A 15,516-nucleotide genomic window follows, 5' to 3' on the forward strand; every position below is an offset into this window, starting at 1 on the left:
GCCGCGCCGACCGCGGCGGCGTCACGTGGTCGGCGGGCAGGCGCGGCTGCTGCGGTCAGGCGGCGAGTTCGCCGGCCTGGAGCTGCCAGAGGGATGCGTAGAGTCCGTGCTGGGCGAGGAGCTCGTCGTGGGTGCCCTGCTCGGCCACGACGCCGCCCTTGTCCATGACGTAGATCCGGTCCGCGTGGCGAACGGTGGAGAGCCGGTGGGCGATGATGATCATCGTCCGGTCGGCCGCGAAGCCTCGGAGCGTGCGCTGGATGGCGGCCTCGGTCTCGTTGTCCACGGCGGAGGTGGCCTCGTCGAGGATCACGACCGGGGCGTCCTTGAGGATCGCCCGGGCCAGGGCGATCCGTTGCCGTTGACCGCCCGAGAGGGCGGCACCGCGCTCGCCGATCACCGTGTCGTAGCCGTCCGGCAGCGTCGCGATGAAGGTGTGCGCCTCGGCCATCGTTGCCGCCTCGACCACGGCCTCGTCCGAGGCCCGGAAGCTGCCGTAGCGGATGTTGTCGGCGATGGTGCCGTCGAAGAGGAACGGGTCCTGGGCGACGAACCCGATCGCGTGGCGCAGGTCGTGCCGCGCCAGGTCGCGCACGTCCCGACCGTCGAGCAGCACGGAGCCGAACTCCACGTCCTCGAAACGCATCAGCAGCTTGGCGATCGTGGTCTTGCCGGAGCCGGTGGCGCCGACGAGGGCGGTGGTCTGCCCGGCGGGGATGGTCAGCGAGAGATCGTCCAGCGCCGGCGGCCGTCCGGGGTAGGCGAAGGTCACCTCGTCGAGGACGATCTCGCCCCGGACCTTCTCGGTGTCGAGCGGTCCGCCGGTGCCGTCGGCCTCGACGGGCAGGGAACGGAGCCGCTGGACCCGGTCGTAGGAGGCGAGCGTGCGCTGGTACTGGTCGACGATGCCGCCGATCCGGTTCATCCGCAGCAGCACCATCTGGGGCAGCCCGATCAGCGGGCTGAACACCTCGAACCGGAGGGTGCCGTTGAGCACCGCGCGGCCGCCGACAAGCAGAGTGCCGGCCATCGAGGTGGTCGTGCAGGCCCGGACGGTCTCGGCGTGGCGGATCGCGCTCCGGTCGGTCTGCCGATTGCTCTCCTGGGCCGCTTCGCTCAAGTCGTCGATGCGTTCGGCCTCGTAGCCCTCGGTGCAGAAGCTCTTGACGGTGGCACCGGCTTCCAGCGTGTTGACCAGCCGACTGTGCAGCCTGGCCCGGTTCTCACCGGAGACGGCGTAGTCGGCCGCGACCTTGTCCTGGTAGTGGAGTGACAGCCAGGCGATCACCGGGATGGGCAGGAACGCGATCCAGGCGATCTGCGGGGCCAGCAGCAGGAACGCCGGCACCAGGAGAGCCAGGCTGGTGCCCAGCTGCAGCACGTCGTTGGCCGAGCCGGCGAAGAAGGTGCCCAGCTGGCCGACGTCGTCGGTGAGCGCACCGGCGACCCGGCTGGTGCGCTCGCCCTCCAGATGCCGCAGTTCGATGTGCTGTACGTGCTCGAACGTCCGGTTTCGCCAGTCGTGCTCGATGTCCTGGCCGAGTCGGCGCCACTGGAGGTTCGAGGTGTACGAGAGGCCCGCCACGGCGGCGCAGGCGACCGCCACCAACCCCGCCAGACCCCAGAGTTGGGCGGAGGCGGTGGTCAGGCCGAGGCTGACCAGCGGTGCGGCCTCGCCCTTGATCAGCACCAGTCCCGTCCAGCCGAGGAACGTGCCGAGCGCCATCTCCGAGACCTGGCAGGCGATCGAGAGCGCGGAGGCGCGGTAGAGCCGCTTCCGGTGCGGTCCGACGATCTCCAGCAGGGGGTGTCGTTCGGTGCCGGACCCGGACAGCTCCCTGGTGCCGTCGACCGTTCTGCGCCAGGCCTTCCGGACGACCGCCGCGGTCGCGGCCGCCACCCCGCCGAGTGCCACCAGCTGCTTGCTCCGCGCCGACCCGCGGATCAGCGCGATGCCGGCCGCCACCCCGCCGCCCACCGCGAGGACGGGACGCACGACGAGGCCGCGGTCCGGACGCGAAGCCGGTTCGGCGACCGGCCGGGCCGACGTCGCACGTCCCGTCCGGGCCGGACCCTCCGCCACCAGGGCGACCGCTCTGCGCATGATCCGACCGACGTCCGCGGCACGCACCCGCGCGTCGTGTCGGACGAGGACCCCACCGGTGATCGGGTTGGCCTGGGCCTCGGTGATCCCGGGGATGCGGCGCAGCGCGGCGGCGAGGACTCGGGCCGTCCGGGGCCGTCCGAGAACCAGCTTGACGTCCCAGCGCTGGCGGCCCGGAATGACCGAGCGCGGGCTCACGTCCAAATCCGCGGAGCGGAATCCGGCTGCGGCACCCAGCAGAGATGGCATGTGTACGATCACCTGTTTGCGGAGGTCACGGGTAATCCGTCAGCGGGCGCGTCGGAATTCTGCGCGCGGCGGATTACTCCGACGGAGTGGAAAGTCTGAAGGGGAAGTCGATACGGCCGAAAGGCCTACGGCCGACCGCCGCGTGGACACGCCTTCCGAGAACGGCCGGAAGGCGCGCCCAGGCGGCCGATCGGGCCGCGGATCAGGACGTCAGTGCGCCTTGCCGGCGCCGACGCCGGCACCGGCACCGGCGGTCGCGCGGATCTTCGGGGCCCTCCCCTCGCCCTCGGCCCGGTCGGTGACCCCGCCCCTCTCCCCGATCGGGGCCGTGCTCTCGGCGGCCCGGTGGCCGTCATCGGAGGCGATCTGCGCCGCCACCATGTCGGCGGCCACCTCGGCCGCGAGGTCGTGGATGTTCTCGCCGGCCTCATGGGCCGCCTTCTTCACCTCCAGGGCAATACCGACGGACGTCTTGACGACGCCGCGCACCAGCGGCTTGAGGAGACGCTTGGCCAGTGGCGCGACGATGAGACCGACCAGGAACGGCGGGACTACGGGCGGCATGATGCTCCAACCTCTCTACGCAGACGTATGACAGGGGACCCCGGGCACTGCGAACTCCGGAGCACGCACAGCAGGGCAGACGGAAGCACCCATTTCCGGAATTCCCGATCCCCGTGCCGGATTCCCGGCCGGATCGAATTCCTCGTCGATGGGGTCCACCGCCCGCTCATCCGCCACCGTAGTCGAGTCATGTCCATCGAGGCCAAACAGCCTCGACGGGTTTCACCCATGCGAGTGTCACCCACGTTCCCGACCGCTACGGATTGCAGTAAGCCCACCCATCACGGGAAATTCGCGTCCGATTTACCTATTAATAGTGATCGCCGACATGACGACTGCCGAGTTCGCGCGCCACCCTCCGGCGCAGGGCGGGGAACGGCAGCGCACCGCCTCCCAGCACCGCCTCGTGGAAGGCCCGCACGTCGAACCCGGCGCCCAGGTCCGCCTCGGCCCGCGCCCGCAGCCGACCGAACTCCAGGAAGCCCGCACGGTAGGAGAGCGCCTGCCCGGGCAGATCCGTCGAGTACCGCAACAGGTCCGAGTCGATCTGGCCGTCCGCCTCGGTGGAGTTGGCGCGCATGAAGTCCCGTGCCTGCGCGAGGCTCATCGTCCCGAGGTTGAGCCCGGTGTCGACGACGAGCCGCTGCGCGGTGAACCGCTCCTGCGCGAGGCGCCCGTACGCGTCCCACGGATCGTCGTAGAGGCCCATCTCCCAGCCGAGCCCCGCCGCGTACTCGGCCCAACCCTCGTTGAACGCGCCGAACTCGGCGCTCTCACGCCGCAGTTGCGGAAGCGACCGGTCCTCCGCCTGGCGGGCGAGGTGGAAGTGGTGCCCCGGCGCCAGCTCGTGATAGATCAGGGAGGCCGAACCGATCAGCGATCTCCGGTCCAGGTCCGAGCCGTTGTAGCGGTAGCGCCCGACCGGACTGGCAGCGGTCGGCGACTCGTAGTACCCGAAGGTCATCCCCGACTCCAGCGCCGGATCCAGCCGGGCCAGCCCGTACGGCGCGGCCGGCAAGGTGGCGAACCACCGCGGCAGCAGTGGGGCCAGTCGGTCGAGGTGGCCACGGAACCGGGCCTCGACCTCCCCGGGCGTCCGGGCATACAGCCGGGGCTCGGTCCTGAGCCGGTCGTGGAACTCGGCCTCGGTGCCCGGGAAGCCCAGGGTCGCGCGCACCTCCCGCATCCGCCCGGCCAGTTCGCGACACTGGTCGCGGCCGAGCTCGTGGAGCCGCTCGGGCGCGGTGTCGCCCCCGGTGCCGGTCCGGACGAAGTCCCGGTACGCCTCCTCGCCGCCCTCGTAGCGCGCCCAGCCGACCTCCTGCGGTACCTCTCCCCGATAGACCGGGTCGTCGACGACGGCGAGCAGCCGGTCGAAGGCCGGCGTCAACTCGGCCTCCACCAGTCGCCGTACGCCGTCCCGAAGGCGTCCGCGCCCAGCCGCCCCCAGCCCACCGAGCCGGTCGTCCGCCACCGCCACCCGGCGCGCCGCCGAGGCGCGCAGGCCCTCGACGGTGGCCCGCACTCCGGCCAGGGCCGGGGCGGGCACCCGGAAGCCGCGCGTAGCCTGCCCGACCACCTTGTCGCCGATCGAGCCGACCACCCGCGCCAGTTCGCGCACCAGCGTCAAGTACCGCTCGGCGTCGGGCCGTTCGGCGAACTGGTAACGGCACAGGACCGCGTCGACGTAGAGCGACAGCGGGAACAGCCGGTACGGCGTGACGGCGGGCGTCAGCCAGTACCACCGTCGGGCCCGCAGCTCCTGCCCGGCCAGCGCCGCGAGGACGGCCGCGGTGTCGGCGTCGGCACCGGACAGCTCCGCGCCGTCGAGCACCCGAACCCGGTCCAGCACACCCGCGGCGAACCGTGCCCGCTCCTCGGCCTCGGCGAGCGACGCCCCCGGCAGCGTCTCGACCGGGAGCCCCTGACGGACTCGCAGCAACGGGTCCCGCTCCAGCAGGAACTCCCAGTAACGGTCCGCCAGGTGACCGACCTCGCGACCCGGTTCGTTCGTCCTCATGCCGACATACTGGCGATGACGGACCGCCAGGTCGCCCGGACTGCGGCACACGGGCCGCGGCATCCTTCGAAAGAGTGAATCGGGATCGCACCGCCCCGCCGTCCCGCGCCGACGCCCACCGCCCAGGCCCAGGCGAGAGGCGGCTCCGATCATTCGAACACGCCTTCCCCGCAGGCGAGTTGAATCGCCACCGCCAATGCCCGGTGGCACCATGACGCCATGTACCGTCGCCCCCTGCCGGTCGCCCTGACGGCCACCATGACCGCTGCGGCCGTCGCGCTGAGCGGCTGCGGCGGCGCCGCCCGGTCCTCGACCACCACGCCCTTGGTGGACCGCGGGACCGTCCGGATCGCGGCGGCCAGTGAGACCCCGAGCTTCAACCCGTACACCGCCTTCGGCGCCGCCCAGGCCCGCTACGCCTACGACTCGCTGGTCAACATCACCGCCGACGGCACCGTGGTCACCGGCCTGGCCTCGTCCTGGCAGGCCACGACCACCACGGCCGCCTTCACCCTCCGTCCGGGCGTCACCTGCTCCGACGGCACTCCCCTCACCGCCTCGGCGGTGGCCCGCGCGCTCACCTACGCGGGCGACCCGGCCAACCAACTCGCCGGCGCCCAGACCGTCCTGCCGAACGTCCCGTTCACCGCGAAAGCCGACGACGTGACCGGCACGGTCTCGGCGACCACCACCGCCCCCTTCCCGTTCCTCACCCGCACCCTCGGCCTGCTGCCGATCGTCTGCCCCGCCGGACTCGACCGGCCCCAGTCGCTGGACCGTGCCACCCAGGGCACCGGCCCCTACACGCTGACCCGCTACACCCCCGGCGGACCGTACGAGTTCACCGTCCGCGACGGCTACTCCTGGGGACCCGACGGGGCGACGACCGCAGCGCCCGGCCTCCCCGCGCACATCGCCGTCTCGGTGGTGCCCCAGGCCTCCACCGCGGCGAACCTGCTACTCACCGGCGGTGTCGACATCGCGAACGTGAACGGGCCGGACCGCGCCCGGCTCACCGACCACGGCCTGGCCACCACGGACGTGGCGACCGTGGTCGGGCTGACCTTCTTCAACCAGCGCCCCGGCCGGGCCCTCTTCGACCCGGCGCTGCGCCGCGCCCTGGTCGCCGCCCTCGACCGCCGGGGGCTCGCCAACGTCGCCGTCGGCGGCACCGGCAGACCCGCCACCGACTTCGGCGCCGAGGGCGCCGTCTGCCACGCCGACCTCGCCACCGCCAACCTGCCCGCGCAGGACGCCGCCGAGGCCCTGCGCGCCGCCGGCTGGACCCGCTCCGCCGACGGCCCCCTCACCAAGGACGGCCGGCCGCTCCGACTGCGCCTGATCACCAGCCCCGACCTCGGCCCGACCCTGCCGTCCGTCGCCGAGCTGATGGCCCGGGAATGGACGGCGCTCGGCGCGCGGGTCGACCTGGTCACCGAGAGCCTGCCCGCCCTCGTCAACGCCATGTACCAGAGCGGCGAGTTCGACGTCGTGGTCGGCACCTCGCCGGGCTTCGCCCTGCCGGTCGGCTTCATCCCGTTCTTCTCCGGCCCCGCTCCCGCCCAGGGCCTCAACTTCGCGGGCGTGACCGACCCCGAGTACGACGCGCTGGTCGCCCAGGCACTCCAGGAGACCGACACGGCCGGCTGCGGCACCTGGAACCGGGCCACCGCCGCGCTCCTCCGCTCGGCCGACGCCCTGCCGATCGCGGACGGCCGGAGCACCGTGTACGGCTACCGCACCACCTTCGCCACCACCTTCGGCGGCCAGCTCGTCCCCACCAGCATCCGCCTCCACCAGTGACCGGGGGACCCACCGTGTCCGTACCCCAGCTGCTGCGGCACCCCTGGACGGCGTTCCTCGGGCGCCGCACCGCCCGGCTGCTCCTCTCCCTCGCGGTCGTGCTCACCGCGTCGTTCGCGATGATCCGCCTCGTCCCCGGCGACCCGGTCCGTGCCGCGCTCGGTGTCGACGCGGCCCCCGCCCTGGTGGCCGCCCGCAGACACCGACTCGGGCTCGACGCGCCCTTCCTGTCGCAGTACCGGCACTACCTCGACGGCCTCGTGCACGGTGACCTCGGCACCTCACTGGTCACCGGGACACCGGTCGCGGAGCTGGTCCGCACCCGGCTGCCGGCCACCCTGGAGATCGCCGGCCTCGCCTTCCTGGTCACCCTCGCCGTCGCCCTGCCCGGTGGCCTGCTGGCCGCCGTCCGCACCCGCGACGGCCGGCATCCGCACACCGAGCTCGTGTTCACCGCGGTCACCGCCGGCCTGGCCGGGGTGCCCGACTTCGTCCTGGCCGCCGGGCTCACCGCACTGCTGGCCGTCGGCCTCCAGCTGCTCCCGGTGGCCGGTGCGGCGGGCGCCGAATCCTTCGTCCTGCCGGTCCTCGCGCTCGCCCTCGCGCCCACCGCCGTCCTGGTGCGCATCGTCCGGGTGGAGGCGCTGAAGGTGCTGAACGAGGACTACCTGCGCACCGCCCGGAGCAAACGGCTGTCCCCCGCCCGCCGCTACCTGCGGCACGCCGCGCCGAACATGGCGACCGCAGCACTCACCGTCGCCGGAAGCCTGCTGCCCGCCCTGATCGCCGGCACGGTGCTGGTCGAGAAGGTCTTCGCCTGGCCCGGCATCGGTTCGGCCATGGCACAGTCCGTGGTCTCGCAGGACTACCCGGTGGTCCAGGCGATGGTGCTGGTGCTGGGCACGACCGTGCTGCTCGCCGGCCTCCTGGTCGACGTGCTGCTGGCCGTGCTCGACCCCCGCTCGACGATCCGGGAGACGTGACCGTGCTCCTTCCACCCGGACGCCCGCGCTCACCCATGGCCTGGGTCACGGCGGCCATGCTGACGTCGCTGGTCGTGCTCGCGCTGGTCGGCCCGCTCGTCTGGGGCGCGTCGGCCGACCGCCCGGACCCCTCCGCGGTGCTCCAGGGCCCGTCCGTGGCGCACCCGTTCGGCACCGACAACCTGGGCCGGGACCTGCTCGCCCGGGTCCTGACGGCCACCCGGCCCTCCCTGCTGCTCGCGCTGGCGGCGGTCCTGCTCGGCGCGACCGCGGGAGTCCTCCTCGGGGCGTCCACCGCCGTCCTCGCCCCCCGCGCCCGTCGGCTGGTCGCCGGGCTGATCAACCTCCTGCTCGCCTTCCCCGCGCTCCTGGTCGCGATGTTCCTCGCCGTGGTGTTCGGTGCGGGCGCCGGCGGGGCGATGCTCGCCCTCGCCGTCGCGGGCGTTCCCGGATTCGCCCGGCTCGCCCACACCCTCGCGGCCGGCGTGGCGGGCACCGACCACCTGGCCGCGGCCCGGGTCCTCGGCCTGCGTCGGCACCGGCTGCTGTGGCGGCACGTCCTGCCCAACATCGCCGAACCGCTGCTGCTGAGCACCACCACGGCGGCAGGCACCGCCCTCGTCGCGCTCTCCGGGCTGAGCTTCCTCGGTCTGGGCGTCCAACCGCCCGGCTACGACTGGGGGCAGCTGCTCAACCAGGGGCTCGACCGCATCTACGCCGAACCCCTCCCCGCCCTCGCCCCGGGCCTGGCCATCCTCTACGCGGCCCTGACCTTCCAGCTGCTCGGCGAGGTCCTGGCCGGCGGCGTCGCCCGGCGCGGCCCGGCGCCACGTACGACCGCGCCCCCGCTCGCCCCGAGCGGGCCCGCCGAGGACGGCCTGGTGCTCCAGGTCGAGGACCTCGGCGTCGAACTCCCCACTCCGGACGGGGTGATCCGGCCGGTGCGCGGGGTGAGTCTCTCGCTGCGACCGGGCGAGATCGTCGGACTCGTCGGCGAGTCGGGTTCGGGCAAGTCGCTCACCGCGCTCGCCATCGCCGACCTGCTCCCGGAAGGGGCCCGGGTGTCCCGGCGCACCCTCCGCCTGCTCGGCGCCGACCTCGCCGCCATGACACCGAAGGAGCGGGACCGCCACCTCGCGACGGGCCTGGCGATGATCTTCCAGAACCCGGCGTCGGCGCTCAACCCGTCCCTGCGGGTCGCCACCCAGCTCACCGAGACCGTCCGGGCCCATCGCGGCGCGAGCCGCGCTCAGGCCGCGTCGGAGGCCTCCGACGCCCTGCGTCGGGTCGCCCTCCCCCCGGCCGTGCTGCGCTCACGCCCTCACCAGCTCTCCGGCGGCCAGCGCCAACGGGTGATGATCGCGTCCGGGCTGATGGTGCGGCCGGGCCTGATCATCGCCGACGAGCCCACCACCGCGCTCGACGTCACCGTGCAGCGGCAGATCACCCGGCTACTGTCCGAGATCCGGCGGGACACCTCCGCCGCGATCCTGTTCATCAGTCACGACATCGCGCTCGTGGGCGAGTTCTGCGAACGGGTCCTGGTGATGTACGCGGGCACCGTCATCGAGACCCTGCCCGCCGACCGACTCGCCGCCGGCACCCGGCACCCCTACACCCGCGCACTGGTCGAGTCGGTGCCGGACCTCACCGCGGACCGCGACCGGCCGCTGCCGACCGTGCCGGGCGCCCCGCCCGACCCGCTCGCACCTGCCCCGGGCTGTGCGTTCGAGCCCCGCTGCCCGCGCCGCCGGGACCACTGTGCCGAGCAGGCTCCGCCGCTGGAGGACCTCGATGCCGACCACCGGGTCGCGTGCTGGTATCCGGTACCGGTGACGGCGAACCCGGAGACGGCGGTCGCGCCATGACCTCCCTTCAGGTCTCCGAGCTCACCGTCCGGCATCTCGGTCCACGCGGCCCCGTCACCGCCGTGGACGGCGTCTCGCTGGAGATCCCGTCCGGCACCACGCTCGGGCTCGTGGGCGAGTCCGGATCCGGGAAATCGAGCCTGGCCCGCGCGATCGTCGGCCTCGGCCCCTTGCACGGGGGCCGGGTCCTGCTCGACGGCCAGGAGGTCCGCATCCGCACCGTCCGCGACCGGCGCCGGCTCGGCCGCCTGGTCCAGGTCGTCCTCCAGGACCCGGACACCGCGCTGGACCCCCGGATGACGGTCCGCCGGACGCTCGTCGAAGCGGCCACCGTCTTCCACCGGCTCGACCGGCCCGCCCGTGCCGCGCGCGTCGCCGAGCTGCTCGGCCTCGTCGGCCTGGATCCCCGGCTCGCCGACCGCCTGCCGCGACAGCTCTCCGGCGGCCAGCGCCAGCGGGTCGCCATCGCCCGGGCCCTGGCCGTCGAACCCGGCCTGCTGATCGCCGACGAGATCACCTCGGCGCTCGACGTCTCGGTGCAGGCCGCCGTCCTCAACACGATCCGCGAACTCCGGCGCGAGCTGGGCCTGTCCATGCTGTTCGTCGGCCACAACCTGCCGGCGGTCTGCCACGTCTCCGACGTGGTGGCGGTCATGCGGCACGGCCGGATCGTCGAGGCCGCCCCCACCGGCGCCATCCTGCGCACCCCGCAGCACCCGTACACCCGGGCCCTGCTCGCCGCCGTGCCGAGCCTGCGCACACCCCCGCCCGACGGGAGGCCGTCATGACCGTCATCCGACCGGACGCGGTGGTCGTCGGAGCCGGGGTGATCGGCGCCGCCGTCGCCCTCGAACTCGCCCGCACCGGGCGGCAGGTGGTCGTCGTGGACAAGGCGGGCGCCCCCGGCCACGGCTCCACCAGCGCCTCCAGCGCGATCATCCGGTTCAACTACTCCACCTTCGACGGCGTCGCCACGGCCTGGGAGGCCCAGCACCTCTGGACGTCCTGGCCCGAGCACCTGCGGCTCACCGGCCGCCGCCCGCTCGCCGCCTTCCACCGCACCGGCGCCGTGCTGCTCGACTCCCCCGCTGTCGCACCGTCCGAGGTCGCCGCCTTGTTCGACCGCGCCGGCGTCCCGTACGAACGGTGGGACGCCCCGACCCTGCGCGGGCGCCTCCCCGGAATCGATCCCGGGCGGTACTGGCCTCCGAAGCCGGTGGACGACGACGCCTTCTTCGCCGGCCCGGCCGGTGAGCTCGGCGCCCTGTTCACCCCGGACGCCGGGTTCGTCGACGACCCGCAGCTCGCCGCCCAGAACCTCGCCGACGCGGCGGGCGAGCTGGGCACGCGTTTCCTGTTCCACCACGCCGTGGTGGCCGTCGACCGGCACGCGACCCGGGTGACGGGCATCCGTCTGGCCGACGGCGTACGGATCGCCGCACCGGTCGTGGTCAATGCCGCCGGTCCGTGGTCGGGCGGCCTCAACCGGCTGGCGGGGGTCGGCAGCGACTTCACGATCGGCGTGCGCCCGCTGCGCGAGGAGGTCCACCAGGTCGCCGCACCGAGCGGCCACGCCACCGGCCCCGGCCCCGTGGTCGCCGACCTCGACCTCGGCACCTACCTGCGCCCCGCCTCCGGCGGGCACCTCCTGGTCGGCGGCACCGAGCCGGACTGCGACCCGCCCGAGTGGATCGACGATCCGGACGAGGCCGACCCCCGCCCCACCGCCCACCGCTTCCGCACCCAGGTGATCCGGGCCGCGCGCCGCTTCCCGGCGATCGGCGTCCCCAACCGGCCGCTCGGGGTCGCGGGGGTGTACGACGTCGCCGACGACTGGACCCCGATCTACGACCGCACCGCCCTCGACGGGTACTACGTCGCCATGGGCACCAGCGGCAACCAGTTCAAGAACGCCCCGCTGGTGGGCCGCTTCCTCGCGAGCCTGATCGACCTGGTCGAGGCCGGCCACGACCACGACGGCGCCCCGGTCCGCTACCGCTGCGAACACACCGGCAACGTCGTGGACCTGGGTTCCTTCTCCCGCCGACGCCCGGTCCGGGCCGGCTCCGCGCGCACGGTCATGGGCTGATCGGCGGACGGTCAACGGCTGATCACCCGCAGCTCCCGCACCAGGTCCTCGACCACGCCGACCACGAACTCGGGCACCTCGTGCGGGAAGTCGTGGCCCGTCCCCTCCGGCGTGTGCACCAGCCGTGCCGCCGTCGACGCCGCCAGGTACCGAACCCTGCTGCGGAGATAGAAGCGGCTGATCCGCTCGGCCTCGACCGCGTCCCGGGCCCCGGCCAGCACCGTCTCACCGCCCGTGAGATCCCGGGGTATCACCAGCACCAGCGGTAGGTCTCCGAGATCCCCGTCGTACACCACGGTCTCCCAGCCGACTCCCGCCAACCCGGACGGCGACAGCTCGGCGAAGATCGACGCGGCGGCGCAGCCCTGCCCGGACCGGCCGCCGGAGCCGCGGTTCACACCGAACAGCTGCCGCACCGCCGTCAGCAGGAAGCCGCGACGCATCCCCGCGAGCTGTCGGTTGGGCGGCGCGAAGGCGATGGCCTCCAGGGGCGTCGGATCCAGCAGCACGAGCCCGGCCACCAGATCCGGCCGACGCCTGGCCACGTTCGCGACCAGCAACCCGCCGAAGGAATGACCGACGAACACGAAGGGGGCCCGCTCCCCCGCCCCGTCCAGCGCCGCCAGCAGCTCCTCCGCCTCGCCCGCCGTCGTCCTCGGGAAGGGCCCGACATCACTCCAACCCGATCCGAACCGGTCGACCAGCACCGAGCGGGTCCGGGCCGCCAGCATCGTGTGCAGCTCCCGGAAGTCCTCACCGGGCGCGTGTCCACCGGGCATCCACACCACGGTCGGCCCGCCGTCCTCGCCCTCGGCGAGGACGTGCATCCGGTGACCACCCACATCGACCAGCCGCCCGGGCGGCGGATTCTCCCGCCCCTCGCGGGCCACCAGCACCAGGTGACGAACGGCCCCGGACAGCAGCACCGCACCGAAAGCCACCGTCAGACCACCGAGCGCCACCGCCCACGCCGCCCCCACCCCGACGAGTCCGCCGCCCACTCCTGCCGCCACCAGCGCGACCGGCACTCCCGCCCAGTCCCGGCTCAGCAGTGCGAACAAGGAGTTCGCCACCCGCCCGTCCCGTCGCATCGGCCCTCCGCGACAGCAGCCCGACAAATGCCCCTGCCCGTCTTCTTCCCCCAACCGCTCGCACCCTCACCCCACGACCGCTGGAGTACGCATCGCGCACGCCCGAGAACCCTGGGCCATCACCCGGGACGGCAGGATGCGAACCGCGCCGGGGGCATGGGCCGACCTCCTGGTCGTCGACGACGACCCGACCACCGACCTGTCCGTCCTCGCCGATCCCGAACGCAATCTGCGCCTCATCGTCAAAGACGGCGTCGTCCACGAGAACGAGCTCGACTGACCCCTTCCGTCCGTCGCCGGCCTCACCCCGCCCCGGGTAGGCGCAGCAGCAGCACGGCGAGGTCGTCGTGGAGGTCTCCCGGGCGGGCCTCGACCAGGGCCGTCCCGAGCTCGTCCAGTGGCCGGTCCGCCAGGGAGGCCGCGGTCGCGGCAACGGCTCGCAGCCCGGCGTCCAGGGAGAGGTCGGGATGCTCGACGAGCCCGTCGGTGAACATCACCAGGGTGGCTCGGGGCGGGAGGGCCCGTACGTGGTCGAGGCGCGGCAGGCTCGGGTCGACGCCGATCGGCAGGTCGGGGTCGGTGTCCAGGTAGCGGGCGGTGCCGTCCCGGGTGACGAGCAGGGGCGGCAGGTGGCCGGCGTTGCTCCAGTGCAGCGTCCACGTCCCGCCGCGTGGTTCCAGCCGGGTGAGGCAGGCGGTGGCCATCGGAACGTCGGGGAGGTCGTGGACGGCCTGGTCGAGCCGGGTGAGGATCTCGCTGGGCGGCACGGCCCCGTCGTGGGCCAGCGCGCGCAGCATGTTGCGCACCTGCGACATGACGGCGGCGGCGCTCAGGTCGTGGCCGGCCACGTCGCCGATGACCGCGGTCCGGGTGCCGTCGGGCAGGGCCAGCGCGTCGTACCAGTCGCCGCCGAGCAGAGCAGGCTCCGTGGCGGGCCGGTAGTCGGCCCAGGCGACGAGCGGGGCCAGCGTGGGCAGGACCGGGAGCAGCAGCCGCTGGAACTGCTCGGCGCCGGCGCGCAGGCGGCTGTAGAGGCGGGCGTTCTCGATCGCCACGCCGGCGGCTCCGGCCAGGGCGGTGATCAGGGTTTCGTCGTCGACGTCGAACGGTTCACCGTCGTGTTTGTCGGCGAGGTACAGGTTGCCGTAGATGCGGCCGCGGACGCTGATGGCGACGCCGAGCAGGGTCCGCATGGGCGGATGGCCCGGTGGGAAGCCGCCCGCGTCGGGGTGGGCGGCGAGGTCGTCGACGCGCAGCGGCCGTGGGTCGTGGATCAGGCGGCCGAGCAGCCCGCGGCCGGTGGGCAGGTCGACTCCGGCCAGGCGGGCGCGCTGCTGGTCGTCCAAGCCCACGGGGACGAAGCCGGCCAGCCGGGTGCCGTCCTCGTCGAGCACGCCGAGTGCCCCGTAACGGGCCCCGGCCAGGTCCATCGCGGTTGTCACGATCCGGCGCAGCACCACCGGCAGTTCGAGGTCGCGGCTGATCGCGAGGACGGCCTGCAGCAGGCCGGTCATCCGGCCGCGGGCGCCGGCCAACTCGCGCAGCTGTCTCTCCAGCTCGTCGATCCCGGCCGGAGTTCTGCCGCCACCGGTGTGCTCCGCGTCCCAGCGACCCATCGAGCCCGTCCTTCCGCCGTGACCGGCCGGCGCGGCCGGACCGGGCGTCTCGGAAGACCTGTCTCCGGTGATCAACGATACCGGCCCGCGCCGGCGAAGGAGCGGCCACGCCCGCGCGGGTCTCCTGGACGACGGGGCCGGTGTGCCCGCAAGGCCGCGACTTGCGCGGACGGTGTATCCGCACCCGCGATGCCCGCGTTCCGGGCTACAGCAGCATCGCCTCGAACTGGAACTCGGGTGCGGTCAGCGGTTGCTCGGACCAGATGACCTTGCCACGGGCCGTGTACCTGGTCCCCCACCGCTCGGCCAGCTGGGCCACCAGGAACAGGCCCCGGCCGCCCTCGTCCATGGTGGCGGCGTAGCGCAGGTGGGGGGCGGTGCTGCTGCTGTCGGAGACCTCGCAGACCAGGCTGGTGTCGCGCAGCATGCGGACGCGGATGGGCTCGGCGCCGTAGCGGATGGCGTTGGTGATCAGTTCGCTGAGGATCAGTTCGGTGGTGAAGCTCAGGTCCTCCAGTCCCCAGGCCTCCAGTTGGGCTACGCATTCGTTGCGGATGCGGGACACAGCGGCAGCCTCGTGCGGTACGTCCCAGGTGGCCACCTGGTCGGATTCGAACAGGCGGGTGCGGGCGATGAGGAGGGCGATGTCGTCGCTCGGGTGTGGCGGGACCAGCGCGTCGAACACGGCCTGGCAGGAGGAGTCCGGGGACCCGTCCGCGTGGGCGTCCGCCAGGGAACGGCGCAGCGTGGCGAGTCCGTTGTCCAGGTCGCGGTCGCGGTTGGTGACGAGTCCGTTGGTGTAGAGGACCAGTGCGGTGCCGGGTGCCAGCTGGAGTTCGGTGGCTTCGAAGGGCAGGCCGCCCACGCCGAGCGGTGGGCCGGTGGGCAGGTCGACGTACTCCACGGTGCCGTCGCTGTGTACCAGGGCGGGCGGTGGGTGGCCCGCCCGTGCCATGGTGCAGTGTCCGGAGACCGGGTCGTAGATCGCGTACAGGCAGGTGGCGCCCGTGACGCCGGCCGTCTCCTCCTCGTCTTCGGTGGCCCCGCCGTGGTCGAGGTGGGTGACCAGTTCGTCGAGGCGGGCGAGCAGTTCGTCCGGGGGCAGGTCGAGGGCGGAGAAGTTGAGCAC

Annotated in this window: 12 protein-coding genes; 6 read left to right on the forward strand and 6 right to left on the reverse strand. The window is 73.4% G+C overall.

The window, feature by feature from the left end; genetic code table 11:
• Window positions 1-55 precede the first annotated feature (55 nt).
• The 3 genes from ABZW30_RS19170 to ABZW30_RS19180 all read right to left on the reverse strand — a co-directional run bounded on the left by ABZW30_RS19170 (window position 56) and on the right by ABZW30_RS19180 (window position 4,937).
• Window positions 56-2,302 (reverse strand): ATP-binding cassette domain-containing protein, encoded by a 2,247-nt coding sequence (locus tag ABZW30_RS19170; RefSeq protein ID WP_355672298.1) that lies wholly within the window; start codon window positions 2,300-2,302, stop codon window positions 56-58.
• Between the two features lie 261 nt (window positions 2,303-2,563).
• Window positions 2,564-2,917, reverse strand: a complete 354-nt coding sequence (locus ABZW30_RS19175; RefSeq protein WP_355672299.1) for a DUF5132 domain-containing protein — start codon at window positions 2,915-2,917, stop codon at window positions 2,564-2,566.
• 310 nt (window positions 2,918-3,227) lie between these two features.
• A complete protein-coding gene (locus ABZW30_RS19180; protein WP_355672300.1) occupies window positions 3,228-4,937 on the reverse strand; it encodes a DUF885 domain-containing protein in 1,710 nt (569 codons plus the stop codon).
• Window positions 4,938-5,156: 219 nt separating this feature from the next.
• Between ABZW30_RS19180 and ABZW30_RS19185 the strand changes: the two genes are divergently transcribed.
• From ABZW30_RS19185 to ABZW30_RS19205, 5 genes are read left to right on the forward strand one after another with little or no spacing between them, the layout of a single operon-like run.
• Window positions 5,157-6,740, forward strand: a complete 1,584-nt coding sequence (locus tag ABZW30_RS19185; protein ID WP_355672301.1) for an ABC transporter substrate-binding protein — start codon at window positions 5,157-5,159, stop codon at window positions 6,738-6,740.
• Window positions 6,741-6,754: 14 nt separating this feature from the next.
• Window positions 6,755-7,723, forward strand: coding sequence for an ABC transporter permease (locus ABZW30_RS19190; RefSeq protein ID WP_355672302.1), 969 nt, complete (start codon window positions 6,755-6,757; stop codon window positions 7,721-7,723).
• Window positions 7,720-9,591 (forward strand): dipeptide/oligopeptide/nickel ABC transporter permease/ATP-binding protein, encoded by a 1,872-nt coding sequence (locus tag ABZW30_RS19195; protein WP_355672303.1) that lies wholly within the window; start codon window positions 7,720-7,722, stop codon window positions 9,589-9,591. Before ABZW30_RS19190 ends, ABZW30_RS19195 begins: the two co-directional genes overlap by 4 nt.
• Complete coding sequence (locus tag ABZW30_RS19200; protein WP_355672304.1) at window positions 9,588-10,379, forward strand: ATP-binding cassette domain-containing protein; 792 nt, start codon at window positions 9,588-9,590, stop codon at window positions 10,377-10,379. The genes ABZW30_RS19195 and ABZW30_RS19200 overlap by 4 nt, the downstream gene beginning before the upstream one ends.
• Window positions 10,376-11,680: an FAD-dependent oxidoreductase gene (locus ABZW30_RS19205; RefSeq protein ID WP_355672305.1), complete on the forward strand. Its 1,305-nt coding sequence runs from the start codon at window positions 10,376-10,378 to the stop codon at window positions 11,678-11,680. Before ABZW30_RS19200 ends, ABZW30_RS19205 begins: the two co-directional genes overlap by 4 nt.
• A gap of 11 nt (window positions 11,681-11,691) precedes the next feature.
• Here ABZW30_RS19205 and ABZW30_RS19210 read toward each other — a convergent pair whose 3' ends face one another.
• Window positions 11,692-12,771 (reverse strand): alpha/beta hydrolase, encoded by a 1,080-nt coding sequence (locus ABZW30_RS19210; RefSeq protein WP_355672306.1) that lies wholly within the window; start codon window positions 12,769-12,771, stop codon window positions 11,692-11,694.
• A 136-nt stretch (window positions 12,772-12,907) separates the two neighbouring features.
• On the opposite strand from ABZW30_RS19210, the gene ABZW30_RS19215 reads away from it, so the two are divergent.
• Window positions 12,908-13,051: a hypothetical protein gene (locus ABZW30_RS19215; RefSeq protein ID WP_355672307.1), complete on the forward strand. Its 144-nt coding sequence runs from the start codon at window positions 12,908-12,910 to the stop codon at window positions 13,049-13,051.
• Between the two features lie 22 nt (window positions 13,052-13,073).
• On the opposite strand, the gene ABZW30_RS19220 is transcribed toward ABZW30_RS19215, so the two are convergent.
• Together ABZW30_RS19220 and ABZW30_RS19225 are read right to left on the reverse strand one after the other, a co-directional pair.
• The gene (locus ABZW30_RS19220) at window positions 13,074-14,387 is read right to left on the reverse strand and encodes a GAF domain-containing SpoIIE family protein phosphatase (protein ID WP_355672308.1); all 1,314 of its coding nucleotides are present in this window, start codon (window positions 14,385-14,387) and stop codon (window positions 13,074-13,076) included.
• 205 nt (window positions 14,388-14,592) lie between these two features.
• On the reverse strand, window positions 14,593-15,516 hold a 924-nt coding region (locus ABZW30_RS19225), incomplete at its 5' end, for an ATP-binding SpoIIE family protein phosphatase (RefSeq protein WP_355672309.1).

Source organism: Kitasatospora sp. NPDC004669 (assembly GCF_040609455.1).
Taxonomy (GTDB): Bacteria; Actinomycetota; Actinomycetes; order Streptomycetales; family Streptomycetaceae; genus Kitasatospora.

Bases quoted from the DNA above. Each gene is read 5' to 3' on its own strand.
- ABZW30_RS19215 (WP_355672307.1), top strand. From the start codon at position 12,908: ATGCGAACCGCGCCGGGGGCATGGGCCGACCTCCTGGTCGTCGACGAC.
- ABZW30_RS19175 (WP_355672299.1), bottom strand. From the start codon at position 2,917: ATGCCGCCCGTAGTCCCGCCGTTCCTGGTCGGTCTCATCGTCGCGCCA.
- ABZW30_RS19220 (WP_355672308.1), bottom strand. From the start codon at position 14,387: ATGGGTCGCTGGGACGCGGAGCACACCGGTGGCGGCAGAACTCCGGCC.
- ABZW30_RS19205 (WP_355672305.1), top strand. From the start codon at position 10,376: ATGACCGTCATCCGACCGGACGCGGTGGTCGTCGGAGCCGGGGTGATC.
- ABZW30_RS19185 (WP_355672301.1), top strand. From the start codon at position 5,157: ATGTACCGTCGCCCCCTGCCGGTCGCCCTGACGGCCACCATGACCGCT.
- ABZW30_RS19200 (WP_355672304.1), top strand. From the start codon at position 9,588: ATGACCTCCCTTCAGGTCTCCGAGCTCACCGTCCGGCATCTCGGTCCA.
- ABZW30_RS19180 (WP_355672300.1), bottom strand. From the start codon at position 4,937: ATGAGGACGAACGAACCGGGTCGCGAGGTCGGTCACCTGGCGGACCGT.
- ABZW30_RS19210 (WP_355672306.1), bottom strand. From the start codon at position 12,771: ATGCGACGGGACGGGCGGGTGGCGAACTCCTTGTTCGCACTGCTGAGC.